The following is a 15,099-nucleotide window of genomic DNA, read 5'->3' as shown; positions in this document are numbered from 1 at the left end:
CGCGCGTCGCACGCTCGCGAGCAGGGATTCCCGTCGAAGGAGATGTGTGGAGCCACCTAAGGGAATCGAACCCTTGACCTAATCATTACGAGTGATTCGCTCTGCCGACTGAGCTAAGGTGGCGGGCCTCGCTTGCGCGACGCACAAGCAACGATCTTACAGGGTCCGGAGGGTGCTCGCGAACCACGGCGGTCGAGGCATCCGTTCCGGACCCGATCCCACTTTCCGACGGACTCGGTGTCGACGTGTTACGCCCCGGTTCGAGATGGCGCATCACCCCCACGTAGGTTCGAACCCGGTCCGCGACGAAGCGTGCGCGGTCCGTGGATCGTGCGCGCGGTCACAAGCCCGAGACGGGCCTCGATCCACAGGAGCACTCACATGTCCACGTCCAAGAAGCTCGCCGCAGCAGCAGCACTCGCGCTTCCCCTCGCCCTCCTCCTCGCCGGCTGCGCCGGGACCGGAACGGATGCCGCCGCCGGCGCCTCCGACGAGAACGAGGTCGTCCGCATCGGCGTCGTCGACTCCGGCGACCCGTACTGGGAGACCTACAAAGAGGCCGCGGCGGACGAGGGCATCGAGGTGGAGCTCGTCAACTTCAGCGAGTACACCCAGCCGAATCCCGCCCTCTCGGCGGGCGAGCTGGACCTGAACCAGTTCCAGCACATCATCTACCTCGCGACCTACAACGTGCAGAGCGACGACGACCTCCAGCCGATCGGCGCCACCGCGATCTACCCGCTCGGTCTGTACTCGTCGCAGTACGAGTCGACCGACGACATCCCCGAGGGCTCCACGGTCGCCGTCCCCAACGACGAGTCGAACCAGGCGCGCGGCCTCCTCGTGCTGCAGTCGGCCGGCCTCATCGAGCTGAAGGACGGCGGCTCGGTCTTCTCGACCGTCGCCGACGTGCTGCCCGAGTCGAAGGTCAAGGTCGAGGCGCTCGACGCCGCGTTCACCGCGACCTCGCTCCCCGACGTCGCCGCGTCGATCGTGAACAACGACTTCCTCGCTGACGCCGGCCTCACCCCTGAGGACGCCATCGCCACGGACGACCCGTCCGACCCGAGCGCGTTCCCATACATCAACATCTTCGCGGCGAAGGCCGAGGACGCCGACAACCCGACGTACCTGAAGCTCGTCGAGATCTACCAGAACACGCAGGACGTCCTCGATGGCGTCGTCGAGGCGTCGGGCGGCACCGCCGTGCTCGTGAAGACCCCGGTGGACGAGCTCGTGACGTCGCTCACCGACGTCGAGGACGACATCCGCGCCAACTCGTAAGACACCGCCGACTGCGGCACCGCCTGTGCGGCCCGTTCGCGCCTCGTGCGCACGGGCCGCACACGCGCGTTCCGCCGAGGAGCATCCATGACCCTGATCCGCCTGACCGGCGTGACCAAGACCTTCCCCCCTCCCGCCAAGGACGCCGCTCCGGTCGCCGCGGTCGACGACGTCTCGCTCGACGTCGCCGCCGGCGAGGTGTGCGGCATCATCGGCTACTCAGGTGCCGGCAAGAGCACGGTGCTGCGCCTCGTGAATGCGCTCGAGACGCCGACCGCCGGCACGGTCGAGATCGACGGCCGCGACATCACGCACCTGCGCGAGCGCGAACTGCGCGAGCTGCGCGGCGACATCGGCATGATCTTCCAGCAGTTCAACCTCTTCGACTCCCGCACGGTCGCGAAGAACATCGCGTATCCGCTCGAGGTCGCGCGCCGTCCGCGCGCCGAGATCGCCGCGCGCGTCGAGGAGCTCCTGCGCTTCGTGGGCCTCGCCGACAAGGCGAAGAGCTACCCCGAGCAGCTGTCGGGCGGCCAGAAGCAGCGCGTGGGGATCGCCCGAGCGCTCGCGACGAGCCCGCGCATCCTCCTCGCCGACGAGGCGACGAGCGCCCTCGACCCCGACACGACGCAGGAGGTGCTCGCGCTCCTCAAGCGCATCAACGAGGAGCTCGGCGTGACCATCCTCGTGATCACCCACGAGATGGACGTGATCCGCACCCTCGCCGACCGCGTCGTCGTGATGGAGAACGGCCGCATCATCGAGAGCGGCGCCGTCTTCGACGTGCTCTCCACGCCGCAGCACGCAGCCACGCGCCGCTTCGTCGCGAGCATCATCGAGGACGTCCCGGTCGGCGACCAGCTGCGCACCCTGCGCGAGCGCCATCCGGGGCGGATCGTCACGTTCACCATCCGCGACGGCGACGTCACCCAGGCCGACGTCTTCGCCGCGCTCTCGTCGCACGGCGTGCGCTTCGAGCTCGTGCACGGCGGCATCAACGACATCGGCGGCCGCGTCTTCGGGCATCTCACGCTGGCATTGACCGGAGAGAGGGATGCCGTGCAGCAGGCCATCGACGCGGCCTCGGCGTTCGCGCCGCTGATCGAGGAGGACGCCCGTGGATAGGCTCGTCGACCTGCTCCCCCAGCTGTGGGAGGCCACCGCCGAGACGCTGTACGTGGTGTCGCTGAGCCTGGTGTTCGGCGGTATCGCCGGACTCTTCGTCGGACTCGCGCTGTATGCCACCAGGGCCGGGAGCCTGTTCCCGAACCGGTTCCTGTTCGGCACCATCAACGTCATCGTGAACTTCTTCCGGCCGATCCCGTTCGTGATCCTGCTGGCGGCGGTGCAGCCGATCGCGCGCAGCCTGGGCATCCCGGGCATCGGACCCGAGTTCGGCATCTTCGCGATCACCATCGCGTCGCTCTTCGCGATCAGCCGCATCGTCGAGCAGAACCTGCTGACGGTCCGGCCGGGCGTGATCGAGGCGGCCCGCGCCACGGGCGCGAGCCGCTCGCGGATCCTCCTGCGCCTGCTCCCCCGCGAGGCGCTCGGTCCGCTCATCCTCGGCTACACCTTCATCGTCGTCGCGCTCGTCGACATGACCGCGATCGCCGGTGCCGTCGCGGCGGGCGGACTCGGAGAGTTCGCGATCGTGTACGGCTTCAAGCAGTTCAACCCGGCGGTGACCTGGGCCGCGGTGCTCGTGATCATCGTGATCGTGCAGCTGGTGCAGTTCCTCGGCAACACGCTGGCCCGCCGCGTGCTGCGCCGCTGACGATCACGACCTCGCACGCAGAAAGCGGATGCCGCGACCCTGAGGTCGCGGCATCCGCTTCTGTCGTTCGTCAGTTCACTCGCAGCGCAGGCCGTCCTGCGGGGGCGTGCCCTCCAGCAGGTACGTCTCGATCGCGGAGTCGACGCACGAGTTGCCCTTGTTGTACCCGGTGTGACCTTCGCCGACACGCGTCACGAGCACACCCGACGAGAGCTGATCGGCCAGCGACACCGACCACTCGTACGGGGTCGCCGGGTCGTTCGTGGTGCCCACCACGACGATCGGCGCGGCGCCGTCGGCGGTGATGCGCTCGCGCACGCCGGTGGGCGGATACGGCCACACCTCGCAGGGGTCGGGTCCGAACCAGTAGGGCGCGATCGTGGGCGCCTTCTCGGCGAGAGTCGCCTCGGCCGCCGCCAGGTCCTCGTCGGTGGCACCCGTGGGGTAGTCCATGCAGTTGTACGCGCGGAAGGCCTCGGTCTGGTTGCCGGTGTACGTGCCGCCCTGGCGGTCGTAGTAGAAGTCCGCCAGCTGGAACGCGATGTCGGCGTTGCCCTGCAGCACGTCGGTGAGGGCCATCGTGAGGTAGCCCCAGCTGTCCTGCGAGTACAGTGCGGCGACGATCGCGGTCATCAGGGAATCGGAGCCGAGCAGGCGGCCGTCGGCGTTGGGGATCGGGTCGCGGTCGACGCTGGCGAGCAGGGTTCCCAGATCGGCCATCGCCTCGTCGACGGTGCCGCGGAACGGGCAGTCCTTGTCGGTCAGGCAGTCCGCGATGTAGGCGCGCAGGGCAGACTCGAACCCGATGCCCTGGGTCACGTTGACGTCGAGGTTCGACACCGACGGGTCGACGGCGCCGTCGAGCACGAGTCGTCCCACCTTCGCGGGGAACAGCTTCGCGTACGTCGCGCCGAGGAACGTGCCGTACGAGTAGCCGAGGTAGTTCAGCTCCGCGTCGCCGAGCACCGCGCGGAGCAGGTCCATGTCGCGGGCGGAGTTCTCGGTCGTGATGTACGGCAGGATTCCGTCGCTGTTCTCGTCGCAGGCCTCGCCGAAGCTCTGGTGCCGTGCGAGGAGCTCGTCGGCCCAAGCATCCGTCCCGCGGGCACCGTCGGGGATGTCGAACAGGTACGCGTCCATGTCGGCCGCGTCGTAGCAGGTCACCGCGGTCGACTCGCCCACACCGCGCGGGTCGAAGCCGATGACGTCGAACTGCCGGCGCACCGGCTCGCTCACCGCGAACGACACCGAGTCGCGGATCAGTTGGACACCGCTGGCGCCTGGCCCGCCGGGATTGGTCAGCAGGGACCCGATGGGGTCGTCGGTGCCTTCGGCACGGCTGCGGATGACCGACAGCTCGATGTCGCCCTTCGTCGGGTCGGACCAGTCGAGGGGCGCGGTCACCGTCGTGCAGTCGAACGTCTCGTTGCAGCTGGACCAGTCGAGCGTCTGCTCGTAGTACGGCAGCAGATTCTCGGCGACGCCGTCGGTGTCGGCCGCCTTGCTCGAGCTCGGACGCGGCGACGCGTCGGGGATGATCGCCGACAGGCAGCCGCTGAGGACGACGGATGCGGCGACCAGGCCGGCGACGACGGCAAGAGCGCGACGAAGTCGGCGGGGGCGGGTCGGGTTCACGGGATCCTTCCGCTCGCGACGGTGACGAGCATGCTCTCGAGCGCCAGAGCGGGCGCGGCGTTCAGTTCGAGGTTCTCGCGGGTGACGCCGATGCGGTCGACGACCGTGAGCGTGCGCTCGGGCGTCCACGCGGCGGCGAGGGCCCGCAGGTCGGGCTCGAGCTCGCGGTTGATGAGGTCGGCGTCGCGGCCGAACTGCAGCAGCAGCACGTCGCGGAACATCGACTCGAGGTCGGTGAGCACGCGGTCGATGCCGTCGCGCAGGCTGCGCGTGGCGCGACGCTTCTGCTCGTCCTCGAGCGCCGACAGCTGCGACCGCACGGCGGGCGGGACCGCGGCCCCTTCGGCGATGCCGAGGGTGCGCAGGAGTCCGGTGCGCTCCACCTCGTCGCGCTCGGCCGTGAGCGCCTTGGCATCGTCGGTCGCGGCGGCGACGATCGCGCCGGCGACCTCGACCGCGTCGCCCACACCGCGCACCGCGAGCACGCCGCGCAGTGTGGCGTCGCGGCGGGCGCGGGCCGCGGCATCCGTCGCGAGCCGCTGCGCCATGCCGATGTGGCGCTGCGCGTGCCGGGCGGACTGCTCGGCGATCACAGGGTCGACGCCGCTGCGTCGCACGATGAGGTCGGCGACGTCCGCGACATCGGGCTCGCGCAGGCGCAGCGTGCGCACCCGGGAGCGGATCGTCGGCAGCAGGTCGGCGTCGCTGGGTGCGCACAGCACCCAGACGGTGCGCTCGGGTGGCTCTTCGAGAGCCTTCAGCAGCACGTTCGACGTGCGCTCCGCCATGCGATCGGCGTCCTCCATGACGATGACGCGGTACCGCCCGAGCGAGGGCGCGAAGTACGACCGCTCGACGAGGGCGCGCGCGTCCTTGATGGAGATGATCACGCCCTCGGTGCGCAGCGCCGTGAGGTCGGGGTGGGTGCCGGCGAGCACCTGGTGCATCGTGCGCTCGTCACCCGGCTCGGCGATCAGTGCGGCCGCGAAGGCATGGGCCAGCGTGGACCGGCCGGAGCCGGGAGGACCGGTGATGAGCCATGCGTGGGTCATCGATGCGGGATCGGATGCTGCTTCCCGCAGCGCCGCGACGGCATCGGGCTGCCCCCACACGTCGGCCCAGGGGAACGCCTGGTCGTCCGTCGCGGGAGACGCCCCAGCGACAGCGGCGACCGGCTCCATGCCGACCAGCCTAACCATCCCGTCGGACACCGGCTGTGCGTACGCCGAGCGTTCGCCTCATGCGAGGAGCGGCTCCACGCGTGCGCGCACGGCGGCGGCGAGCTCGTCCGGCGGGAGCGCGGCGTCGAGCACGAGGAAGCGGTCCGGCTCGGCTGCGGCGAGGGAGAGGAACTCCTCTCGCACGCGGGCGTGGAAGTGCTCCTTCTCGGACTCGAGTCGGTCGAAGGGCTTGTCGTCGGCGTCGAGGCGCTCGCGCGCCGATGCGGGGTCGAGGTCGAGGAGCACCGTGACGTCGGGAAGGAGGCCCCCGGTCGCCCACAGGGAGAGCTCCCGGACCTCGTCACGCCCGAGGACGCGTCCCGCACCCTGATACGCGACCGACGAGTCGAGGTAGCGGTCCTGGATCACGACCTCGCCGCGGGCGAGGGCGGGCCGCACCAGCGTCTCGATGTGGTGGGCTCGGTCCGCCGCGTACAGCAGCGCCTCCGCCCGCGGAGCGACCTCTCCCCGGTGGTGCAGGACGATGTCGCGGATGAGCACGCCCACCTCGGTGCCGCCGGGCTCGCGCGTGCGCACGACCGTGCGGCCGGCATCCGTCAGCCACGCGTCGAGGAGCGCCGCCTGCGTCGTCTTGCCGACGCCGTCGCCGCCCTCGAACGTGATGAACAGCCCTTCGACGGACTCGGGGACCGGACGGGTGTCGCCGCCGCCCGTCACTTCTTCGCCGCGGGCTTGCGCGTCGTCGTCGTGCGCCGCGCCGGGCGCTTGGCCGGGCCCTTCGCCCGCTTGTCGGCGAGCAGCTGCACCGCGCGCTCGAACGTGACCTCCATCGCGTCCTCGCCGCGCGGGATCGTCGCGTTCGTCTCGCCGTCGGTGACGTACGGGCCGAAGCGGCCGTCCTTCAGCTTGATCGGCTTGCCGCTCGTCGGGTCGGCCTCGAACTCCTTGAGGGCCGACGACGCGCCGCGCGCACCGTACTTCGGCTGCGCGTAGACGGCGAGCGCCTCCTCGAGCGTGATGTCGAAGATCTGCTGCTCGCTCTGCAGCGTGCGCGAATCGGTGCCCTTCTTGAGGTAGGGCCCGTAACGGCCGTTCTGTGCCGTGATCGGGGCCTCCGTTTCGGGGTCGACGCCGACGGTGCGCGGGAGGTCGAGCAGCTTCAGCGCGGTGTCGAGGTCGATCGCGTCGACCGACATCGACTTGAAGAGCGAGGCGGTGCGCGGCTTCGGCGCGACCTCTTTCTTCGCGCCGCGCTTCTTCGGCGCGGGTTCCGGCTCGACCGCGACGACCTCGCCGGTCTCCTCGTCGACGGCCTCCTCGGCGGGCGGGTCGGTCTCCTGCACGTAGGGGCCGAAGCGGCCGTCCTTCACGACGACGAGCTTGCCGTTGGCGGGGTTCTCCCCGAGCACGCGGTCTCCCGCGACGGGGGCGTCGATGAGCTCCTGCGCGCGCGCCGGCGTGAGCTCGTCGGGCGCGAGGTCCTCGGGGATGTTGACCCGCCGGGGCTCGGCGTCCGGCTTCTCGGCGTCGGGCACCTCCAGGTACGGGCCGTACTTGCCGAACCGCAGCGTCGCGACGTCGCCGATGGGCGTCGAGTTGAGGGCGCGCGCGTCGATCTCTCCGAGGTTGTCGACGATGTTCCGGAGGCCGACGTGGTCGGTTCCCCCGAAGTAGAAGTCCTGCAGCCAGTCCTGGCGCTTCTGCTCGCCGCGGGCGATCGCGTCGAGGTCGTCCTCGAGCGCCGCCGTGAAGTCGTAGTCGACAAGGTCGGCGAAGTGCTGCTCGAGCAGGCGCACGACGCTGAACGCGAGCCAGCTCGGGATGAGCGCCTGGCCACGCTTGGTGACGTAGCCGCGGTTGAGGATGACGTCGATGATGCTCGCGAACGTCGAGGGGCGGCCGATGCCCTTCTCCTCGAGCGCCTTGACGAGGCTCGCCTCGGTGTAGCGGGGCTTCGGGCTGGTGGCGTGGCCCTTCGGCTCGACATCGCGCAGGCGCAGCACGTCGCCCACCGCCATCGCGGGGAGCGACTGGTCGTCGGACTTGTCGCTGTCGCCGCGCTTCTCGTCGCGGCCCTCCTCGTAGGCCTCGAGGAAGCCCTTGAAGGTGTACACGGTTCCGGATGACGTGAACTCGGCGCGGCGGCCGGCCGCCGCGACCTCGAGGGTCACGGTGGTGGTCTCGTACTTGGCGTCCGACATCTGGCTGGCCATCGTGCGCTTCCAGATGAGGTCGTACAGGCGCAGCTCGTCGCGGTCGAGCTGGCCCGACACCTCGGACGGCGTGCGGAACGTCTCGCCCGACGGGCGGATCGCCTCGTGGGCCTCCTGCGCGTTCTTGCTGTTGTTGCGGTAGGAGCGGGGGTTCGGCGGCACCGACTTGTCGCCGTACATCTTGACCGCCTGCTCGCGCGCGGCCTGCACGGCCTGCGTCGACAGCGCCGTCGAGTCGGTGCGCATATAAGTGATGTACCCCTTCTCGTAGAGACGCTGCGCGACGCCCATGGCGTGCTTGGCGCTCATCGAGAGCTTGCGACCAGCCTCCTGCTGGAGGGTCGAGGTCGTGAAGGGCGGCTTGGGGCTGCGGGTTCCGGGCTTGGACTCGAGGGCGGTGACGGATGCCTCGGCCGCCGCCTCGATCGCGGCGGCGAGTTCGCGCACCTGCGCCTCGTCGAGGACGAGGACGGCCTTCTTCAGCTCACCGCGGTCGTCGAAGTCGGTGCCGCGGGCGAGCACCGCACCGTCGACGCGGGCGAGGCGGGTCGAGAACGACTCGTCGATGCCCTGCGGGCGGTTGGGCGCGGCGAGCGCCTCGATGTCCCAGTACGACGCCGACACGAACGCCATGCGCTCGCGCTCGCGGTCGACGACGAGGCGCGTCGCGGCAGACTGCACGCGGCCCGCGGAGGTGCCCTGCTGCACCTTGTACCAGAGCACGGGGCTGACGTCCCAGCCGTAGAGGCGGTCGAGGATGCGGCGGGTTTCCTGCGCGTCGACGAGCGCGAGGTCGAGCTCACGGGTGTTGCCGACGGCGGCCTGGATCGCGTCCTTGGTGATCTCGTGGAAGACCATGCGCTTGACGGGGACCTTGGGCTTGAGCGTCTGCAGCAGGTGCCACGCGATGGCTTCGCCCTCGCGGTCTTCATCGGTGGCGAGCAGGAGCTCGTCCGCCCCCTTCAGCGCGCGCTTGAGCTCGGCGACGGTCTTCTTGCCGCGCTCGCTCTCGACGTAGTAGGGGTCGAAGCCGTTGTCGATGTCGATCGAGTACTTCCCGTACGCCTCCTTCTTGTCGGCGGGGATGCTCTTCTTGTCCGCCAGGTCGCGGATGTGCCCGACTGAGCTGAGCACCTCGTAGCCATCGCCGAGGTACCCCTGGATCGACTTCATCTTCGTCGGTGACTCGACGATGACGAGCTTCTTGCCTTCTGCCAACGGGGGCGTCCTTTCTTCGACGCAAACCATACACGCCACTTCTCGGTGCAGGGGCTGTGAGACGTGATCAGGGCGGCGGCCCAGCCCGTGCGGTGGCCTGCGCGGTGACCGGCCCGAGGCGCATCGACACGGTCACCGTCGCGATCAGCTCGTCGAGCTCGCAGGCCTCGATGGCACCACCGAAAGTGCCCGCGACCTCGGCCGCACGTTCGCAGGGGGCGCCGGGCACCGCGCCGGACGCCGCGTCCGCCGCGGCGAGCGCACCGGCGTCGGCTGCCGAGGCCAGTCGCTGGCTCGCGACCGCCGCAGCACCGGCGCCGGCGAGCCCCGCTGCGAGCACGGCGGCCGCACCGACGATCCCGACCGCCGCCATCGTCCCCGCCATCAGCCCGGCCCGCTCGCCGGCCGCGCGACGGCATCGCGGGGCGCGCTCACAGCCCACCCGCCAACGCGCACCCGGCCGCCGTCACCCGCACGCCGAACAGCGCCGGAGCGGATGCGGCCACGCACACGAGATCCCCCTGAGCGGTGATGTCGACGGATGCCTCCGCCACCGACGTCGCGACGGCGTCGCGCACGCGCTGCTCGGACTCGCCGCGGGCACTCAGGCGGGCAGCATCCGCCACCGCGTCCTGCAGCCGCACCTGCCGCGACGCTCCCGCGAGGATGCCGACCCCGACGAGCAGGACGAGCGCGACGGCGGGCAGTGCGACCGCGAACTCGGCGACGACCGCACCGCGATCGTCGCCCAGCCGCGGCCGCATCACGCCACCGTGAGCGCGCGTCGCACCAGGTCGGTGAGGATTGTGCGCACTTCATCCGACCGCATGATGACGACGAGGAGGCCGGCGAAGGCGACCGCTGCCATCGTCGCGATGGCGTACTCCGCGGTCGCGGCGCCGGTTTCGCCCTCCCACGTGCGTTCGACGTCGCGCGGTGCGAACAGGCGTTCGGCGCGGCGACGCGTGAGACGGGGCACGACGAGGTCGGTTCGGGACAGGGACATGGGTTCTCCGTTCGATGGAATCGTGGGTGCGGGCACGGTCTGGGCGCGAGGACGCGGCGCAGCGTCGCGGTCTCGGGGAGGGGCCGTCACAGCGAGACCGACATCGTCGACATGACGCTGAGCAGCATGGGCGCGACCCCGAGGAGGAGGAATGCGGGCAGTGTGCACACACCCAGCGGGATGAGCAGCCGCGACGAGAGCCGCGCGGCACGAAGGCGGGCCTCGACACGGGCGCGATGCCGGGCGTACGCGGCCGAAGCCCGCAGCAGCTCGACCGCGGGCACGCCTGCTGCGCGCGACAGCGCGAGTACGGCGTCGACGTCATCGGATCCGCTCGGCGCGCCTCCTTCCGGGTTCGCCGTGGCGGTCCCGGACTCACCGCCCGGATCGGTGCTCTCCCCCATGGTTCCGACTCGGCGGGCGTCCTGGACGACTGCCCGCGCGCGATCGATGGACACCCCGCCGCTCAGCGCGATCGCCATCAGGTCTGCGTCGAGACCAGGCGCGGTGTCCGACCGCGCCGCTGCGCGCACGAGCCGCTTCGTCCATCGGTGCGCGGCGAAGATGAGCACCGCTCCGGCTCCGAGGCATGCCGGCCCGAGCGGGTTCGCGAACAGGGTGCCGAAGGTGTCGAAGCCGAGCGCCGCACCCAGTCCCACAGCGACGAGCGGAAGCCAGCTCATGAGCCGGGCCGTGCCCGCCGGCTCAGCGAGGGTGACCCGCACGTCGTCGGCCGCCTCCTGTGCGTCGCGCAGCGCGGCAGCGAGTCCGCGCAGGCACTCGGCGAGCGGTGCACCCACGACGAGCGCGACCTGACACGCGACGCCGACCTCCCGCCACGCGCCGGTTCCCGCGGTGGCGATCGCCTCGGGCAGCGGCAACCCTCGGTCGATCGCCGAGGCGACGTGCCGAGCCGCCGGGTCACCGGCGCGGGCGAGATGCTCCCAGGCGCGGGCAGGAGCGACCCCGGCCTGCAGAAGCACCGCCAGTCGCAGCACGGTCTCCGCGACGTCGGCTGATGACGTCGGGGTTCGTGCGGACGCGCGAAGCCGGGACGACACCAAGGCTCGAGGCGACACCGCTGCCGGGGAGGGAGCCCGTGCGCCCTCCGCACCCACCACCTGCGTCAGCGCGCGCCCCATCGCTCCTCCTCGATGGCGAGACGCCCGTCGCCGTCGACGACGGGGCGGCCCGCTCCGGCGATGCGTCGCGAGCCGTCCGCGCCCCGCTCCACGTGCACGACGAGTCCGATCGCGCTGGCTGCCTGGCGCGCGAGCGCGCGGTCGTCCAGTCCTGCGAGCGCACCGAGAGCCTCGAGGCGTGCCGGCACGTCATGGAGTCCGTTCGCGTGCACCGTACCGGCTCCCCCGTCGTGACCGGTGTTCAGAGCCGACAGCAGCTCCCGCACCTCGTCGCCGCGGCACTCCCCGACCACGAGACGGTCGGGGCGCATCCGCAGGGCCTCACGCACCAGACGAGCGAGCCCGACTCCGCCGGTGCCCTCGATGTTGGGCTGACGCGCCTCGAGGCGCACGTGGTGCGGGTGTGCGATCCTCAGCTCCGCGACATCCTCGATCGTCACGATGCGCTCCTGCGCCGGTGCCTCCGCGAGAAGCGCCGCGAGCAGAGTGGTCTTGCCGGCGCCGGCGGCGCCCGAGATCAGGAGATTCGTGCGCCCGGCGATCGCCGCCCGCAGACGGTCGCGGACGCCCTCGTCGAACATCCCCGTCCGCTGGAGTTCGTCGAGGGTCGCGGCGCCCAGGCGCGGCACGCGGATCGACAGGACCGTGCCCTCGGGGGCGATCGGCGGCAGCACGGCGTGCACGCGGATCCCGCCTTCCACGCGCACATCGACGCACGGCGAAGCGTCGTCGATGTGTCTCCCGCCCAGACCGATGAGCGCGACGGCGAGGTCGCGCACCTCTTCTTCCGTGGCACGCCACTCGCGCGCCGGCTCCACCCCGGCCCCGCGATCGACGAACAGGCCCGCCGCTCCGTTGACGAAGAGATCCGTGACCTCCGGGTCGTCGAGGTACGCGGCGAGGGGCGCGAGGACCTGATGCCGCTCCGCCGGTGCCCGAGGGGGCATGGAGACGGGCACGGGCTCGCCACGCAGAACGTCGGCCGCACCCGCACGCCGCGGCACCCATGCCCCGCCGGCGCCACGCGGAGCCGGTGCACACGCAGGCGCCGGCGCGGGGACCTCGGCCGTAGCCACGCTCCCCGTGGGGGCGGAGGACACGGGCCGGGCCGCAGCATCCCACCGCCCCTTCGCAGCGGGTGCGCCCGCAGCCCCGGAACGGGGGCGGACGACGAACGGTGCGGACATGCTCCGACGCTACGAAGGCGGTGTCCCACCTCGGCGAGCACGACCGGTTATCCGTGGAGAGCCGCGCCACGCCACGGGTTGGGGAGGAGCCGGCGAATCGAGAGACCGCTCCCAACAAATAGAGGCGGCATCCCATGGGGGGAATGGGATGCCGCCAAGCGCGGCCCCGAATTCGGGGGGTGACGTCGGGAGCCGCAATGCCAGAATCGATGTTCGGCCAACGGTCAGCATAGGCGAGGTAAGGGTCCTGACAAAACGAAAAGGAGAGGATTCTCACTGATATATCGGTCGGGATCGATGTATGCGGCACCACCTACTATCGGGGGTAGTCGGTTCCGGCGGCGGTGGGTACATTTCCTGGCAGACTCGCCGACACGCCTCGGCCTCGACCCAGCCCGCAAAGGAGCGCGCTCCCATGAGCGAACAGACCCCTGTCACGCAAGCCAGCAGCCAGATCGACCACCTGCTGAACGAGGACCGGCGCTTCGCGCCCACCGCCGAGTTCGCCGACAACGCGATCGCGACGGCGGAGCTGTATGAAGCGGCGAAGGCCGACCGCCTCGGCTTCTGGGCCGACCAGGCCCGCGACCTCCACTGGCACAGGCCGTTCACGGAAGTGCTCGACTGGTCGAACCCGCCGTTCGCGCAGTGGTTCGCCGACGGCGAGCTGAACGTCGCCTACAACTGCCTCGACCGTCATGTCGAGGCCGGCAACGGCGACCGGGTGGCGCTGCTGTGGGAGGGCGAGCCCGGCGACGAGCGCCGCGTCACCTACGCCGAGCTCACCGACGAGGTCAAGCGCCTCGCCAACGTGCTCGAGGGACTCGGCATCGGCCAGGGCGACCGCGTCGCCATCTACCTGCCGATGATCCCCGAGGCCGTCGCCTCGATGCTCGCGGTCGCCCGCATCGGCGCGATCCACTCCGTCGTGTTCGGGGGCTTCTCGGCCGACAGCCTGCGCTCCCGCATCGACGACGCCGGCGCCAAGCTCGTCATCACCGCCGACGGCGGCTACCGCAAGGGCAAGGTCTCGCCGCTCAAGCCGGCAGTCGACCTCGCCCTGGCCGACCGCGGCGCAGGGGTGCAGGAGTCCGTCGAGCACGTGCTCGTCGTCAAGCGCGGCGAGAACGAGGTGGACTGGAAGGACGGCCGCGACCTCTGGTGGCACGAGGTCGTGCCGCAGGCCTCCGCTGAGCATGAGGCGCAGGGCTTCCCTGCCGAGAACCCGCTGTTCATCCTCTACACGTCGGGCACGACCGGAAAGCCCAAGGGCATCCTCCACACCTCCGGCGGCTACCTCACGCAGTCCGCGTTCACCAACAAGGTCGTCCACGACCTCCACCCCGAGACCGACGTCTACTGGTGCACCGCCGACATCGGGTGGATCACCGGGCACAGCTACGTCACGTACGGCCCGCTCGCGAACGGCGCGACGCAGGTGCTCTACGAGGGCACGCCGGATGCGCCCCACCCCGGCCGCTGGTGGGAGATCGTGCAGAAGTACGGGGTCACGGTCCTCTACACGGCGCCGACCGCGATCCGCTCGTTCATGAAGCTCGGCCGCGCGATCCCGAAGCAGTTCGACCTGTCATCGCTGCGCCTGCTCGGGTCGGTGGGCGAGCCCATCAACCCCGAGGCGTGGATGTGGTACCGCAAGATCATCGGCGGCAAGACCGCGCCGATCGTCGACACGTGGTGGCAGACCGAGACCGGCTCGATCATGGTGTCGGCACTGCCGGGCGTCACCGAGACCAAGCCCGGCTCGGCGCAGGTTCCTCTCCCCGGCATCTCGATCGACGTCGTCGACGAGGACGGCACGCACGTCGGCAACGGCAACGGCGGGCTCCTCGTCGTCACCGAACCGTGGCCGTCGATGCTCCGCGGCATCTGGGGCGACCCGGAGCGCTTCGTCGAGACCTATTGGGAGAAGTTCCAGAAGCAGGGCTACTACTTCGCGGGCGACGGCGCGCGCCTCGACGACGACGGCGACGTGTGGCTGCTGGGGCGTGTCGACGATGTCATGAACGTGTCGGGCCACCGCCTGTCGACCACCGAGATCGAATCGGCTTTGGTCGGCAACGAGGCCGTCGCCGAGGCGGCCGTCGTCGGCGCCTCCGACGAGACCACCGGTCAGGCGGTCGTCGCGTTCGTCATCATCAAGCAGTCCTACCTCGACGCGCACTCCCCCGACGGCCTGGCCCAGGGCCTGCGCCTGTGGGTCGGCGAGCAGATCGGGCCGATCGCCCGTCCCCGCGACGTCTACATCGTCGGCGAGCTGCCCAAGACCCGCTCCGGCAAGATCATGCGCCGTCTGCTGCGCGACGTCGCCGAGGGCCGCGAGGTCGGCGACACGACCACCCTCGCCGACACCGCCGTCATGTCGGTGATCTCCGCGCAGGTCAAGTAGCCGAAGAGAGGAGCGGATGCTGCAGCCCGGGGCTGCAGCATCCGCTCTC

Annotated in this window: 12 protein-coding genes, 1 tRNA gene and 1 pseudogene; 4 read left to right on the top strand and 10 right to left on the bottom strand. The window is 70.8% G+C overall.

The window, feature by feature from the left end:
- Nucleotides 1-47: 47 nt before the first annotated feature.
- Nucleotides 48-123: transfer RNA gene (locus ACFC1K_RS16640), tRNA-Thr, on the bottom strand.
- Between the two features lie 258 nt (nt 124-381).
- Between ACFC1K_RS16640 and ACFC1K_RS16635 the strand changes: the two genes are divergently transcribed.
- The 3 genes from ACFC1K_RS16635 to ACFC1K_RS16625 all read left to right on the top strand — a co-directional run bounded on the left by ACFC1K_RS16635 (nt 382) and on the right by ACFC1K_RS16625 (nt 3,061).
- The gene (locus ACFC1K_RS16635) at nt 382-1,284 is read left to right on the top strand and encodes a MetQ/NlpA family ABC transporter substrate-binding protein (RefSeq protein ID WP_375872461.1); all 903 of its coding nucleotides are present in this window, start codon (nt 382-384) and stop codon (nt 1,282-1,284) included.
- 87 nt (nt 1,285-1,371) lie between these two features.
- A complete protein-coding gene (locus ACFC1K_RS16630; protein WP_375872460.1) occupies nt 1,372-2,409 on the top strand; it encodes a methionine ABC transporter ATP-binding protein in 1,038 nt (345 codons plus the stop codon).
- Nucleotides 2,402-3,061: a methionine ABC transporter permease gene (locus tag ACFC1K_RS16625; protein ID WP_375872459.1), complete on the top strand. Its 660-nt coding sequence runs from the start codon at nt 2,402-2,404 to the stop codon at nt 3,059-3,061. Before ACFC1K_RS16630 ends, ACFC1K_RS16625 begins: the two co-directional genes overlap by 8 nt.
- Before the next feature lie 75 nt (nt 3,062-3,136).
- On the opposite strand, the gene ACFC1K_RS16620 is transcribed toward ACFC1K_RS16625, so the two are convergent.
- From ACFC1K_RS16620 to ACFC1K_RS16580, 9 genes and pseudogenes are all read right to left on the bottom strand, one after another.
- Nucleotides 3,137-4,696, bottom strand: a complete 1,560-nt coding sequence (locus ACFC1K_RS16620; protein ID WP_375872458.1) for an alpha/beta hydrolase — start codon at nt 4,694-4,696, stop codon at nt 3,137-3,139.
- On the bottom strand, nt 4,693-5,877 hold the full coding sequence (locus tag ACFC1K_RS16615) for a DNA polymerase III subunit delta' (protein ID WP_375872457.1): 1,185 nt from the start codon (nt 5,875-5,877) through the stop codon (nt 4,693-4,695). Before ACFC1K_RS16615 ends, ACFC1K_RS16620 begins: the two co-directional genes overlap by 4 nt.
- A gap of 57 nt (nt 5,878-5,934) precedes the next feature.
- A complete protein-coding gene (gene tmk, locus ACFC1K_RS16610; protein ID WP_375872456.1) occupies nt 5,935-6,594 on the bottom strand; it encodes a dTMP kinase in 660 nt (219 codons plus the stop codon).
- Nucleotides 6,594-9,308, bottom strand: a pseudogene (topA, locus tag ACFC1K_RS16605) (type I DNA topoisomerase); the annotation flags it as partial. The gene tmk and the pseudogene topA, both read right to left, overlap by 1 nt.
- A gap of 67 nt (nt 9,309-9,375) precedes the next feature.
- Nucleotides 9,376-9,681, bottom strand: a complete 306-nt coding sequence (locus ACFC1K_RS16600) for a helicase (protein WP_310292426.1) — start codon at nt 9,679-9,681, stop codon at nt 9,376-9,378.
- A gap of 58 nt (nt 9,682-9,739) precedes the next feature.
- Nucleotides 9,740-10,072, bottom strand: coding sequence for a TadE family type IV pilus minor pilin (locus ACFC1K_RS16595; RefSeq protein WP_310292425.1), 333 nt, complete (start codon nt 10,070-10,072; stop codon nt 9,740-9,742).
- The gene (locus tag ACFC1K_RS16590) at nt 10,072-10,314 is read right to left on the bottom strand and encodes a DUF4244 domain-containing protein (RefSeq protein WP_310292424.1); all 243 of its coding nucleotides are present in this window, start codon (nt 10,312-10,314) and stop codon (nt 10,072-10,074) included. Before ACFC1K_RS16590 ends, ACFC1K_RS16595 begins: the two co-directional genes overlap by 1 nt.
- 86 nt (nt 10,315-10,400) lie before the next feature.
- A complete protein-coding gene (locus ACFC1K_RS16585; RefSeq protein WP_375872455.1) occupies nt 10,401-11,312 on the bottom strand; it encodes a type II secretion system F family protein in 912 nt (303 codons plus the stop codon).
- Between the two features lie 128 nt (nt 11,313-11,440).
- Entirely contained in the window at nt 11,441-12,643 is a 1,203-nt protein-coding gene (locus tag ACFC1K_RS16580; protein WP_375872454.1) for a TadA family conjugal transfer-associated ATPase, read from the bottom strand.
- 415 nt (nt 12,644-13,058) lie between these two features.
- Between ACFC1K_RS16580 and acs the strand changes: the two genes are divergently transcribed.
- The gene (gene acs / locus ACFC1K_RS16575) at nt 13,059-15,050 is read left to right on the top strand and encodes an acetate--CoA ligase (protein WP_375872453.1); all 1,992 of its coding nucleotides are present in this window, start codon (nt 13,059-13,061) and stop codon (nt 15,048-15,050) included.
- The last annotated feature ends 49 nt before the right edge of the window (nt 15,051-15,099 follow it).

This window comes from Microbacterium sp. NPDC056057 (assembly GCF_042266945.1).
Taxonomy (GTDB): Bacteria; Actinomycetota; Actinomycetes; order Actinomycetales; family Microbacteriaceae; genus Microbacterium; species Microbacterium trichothecenolyticum_C.
Note: the sequence above shows the minus strand (reverse complement) of the source record. Positions and strands in the feature narration are given on the sequence as shown.

Coding starts and splice junctions, on each gene's coding strand:
- ACFC1K_RS16635 (WP_375872461.1), top strand. CDS start 382: ATGTCCACGTCCAAGAAGCTCGCCGCAGCAGCAGCACTCGCGCTTCCC.
- ACFC1K_RS16630 (WP_375872460.1), top strand. CDS start 1,372: ATGACCCTGATCCGCCTGACCGGCGTGACCAAGACCTTCCCCCCTCCC.
- ACFC1K_RS16615 (WP_375872457.1), bottom strand. CDS start 5,877: ATGGAGCCGGTCGCCGCTGTCGCTGGGGCGTCTCCCGCGACGGACGAC.
- ACFC1K_RS16600 (WP_310292426.1), bottom strand. CDS start 9,681: ATGGCGGCGGTCGGGATCGTCGGTGCGGCCGCCGTGCTCGCAGCGGGG.
- ACFC1K_RS16595 (WP_310292425.1), bottom strand. CDS start 10,072: ATGCGGCCGCGGCTGGGCGACGATCGCGGTGCGGTCGTCGCCGAGTTC.
- ACFC1K_RS16590 (WP_310292424.1), bottom strand. CDS start 10,314: ATGTCCCTGTCCCGAACCGACCTCGTCGTGCCCCGTCTCACGCGTCGC.
- ACFC1K_RS16580 (WP_375872454.1), bottom strand. CDS start 12,643: ATGTCCGCACCGTTCGTCGTCCGCCCCCGTTCCGGGGCTGCGGGCGCA.
- acs (WP_375872453.1), top strand. CDS start 13,059: ATGAGCGAACAGACCCCTGTCACGCAAGCCAGCAGCCAGATCGACCAC.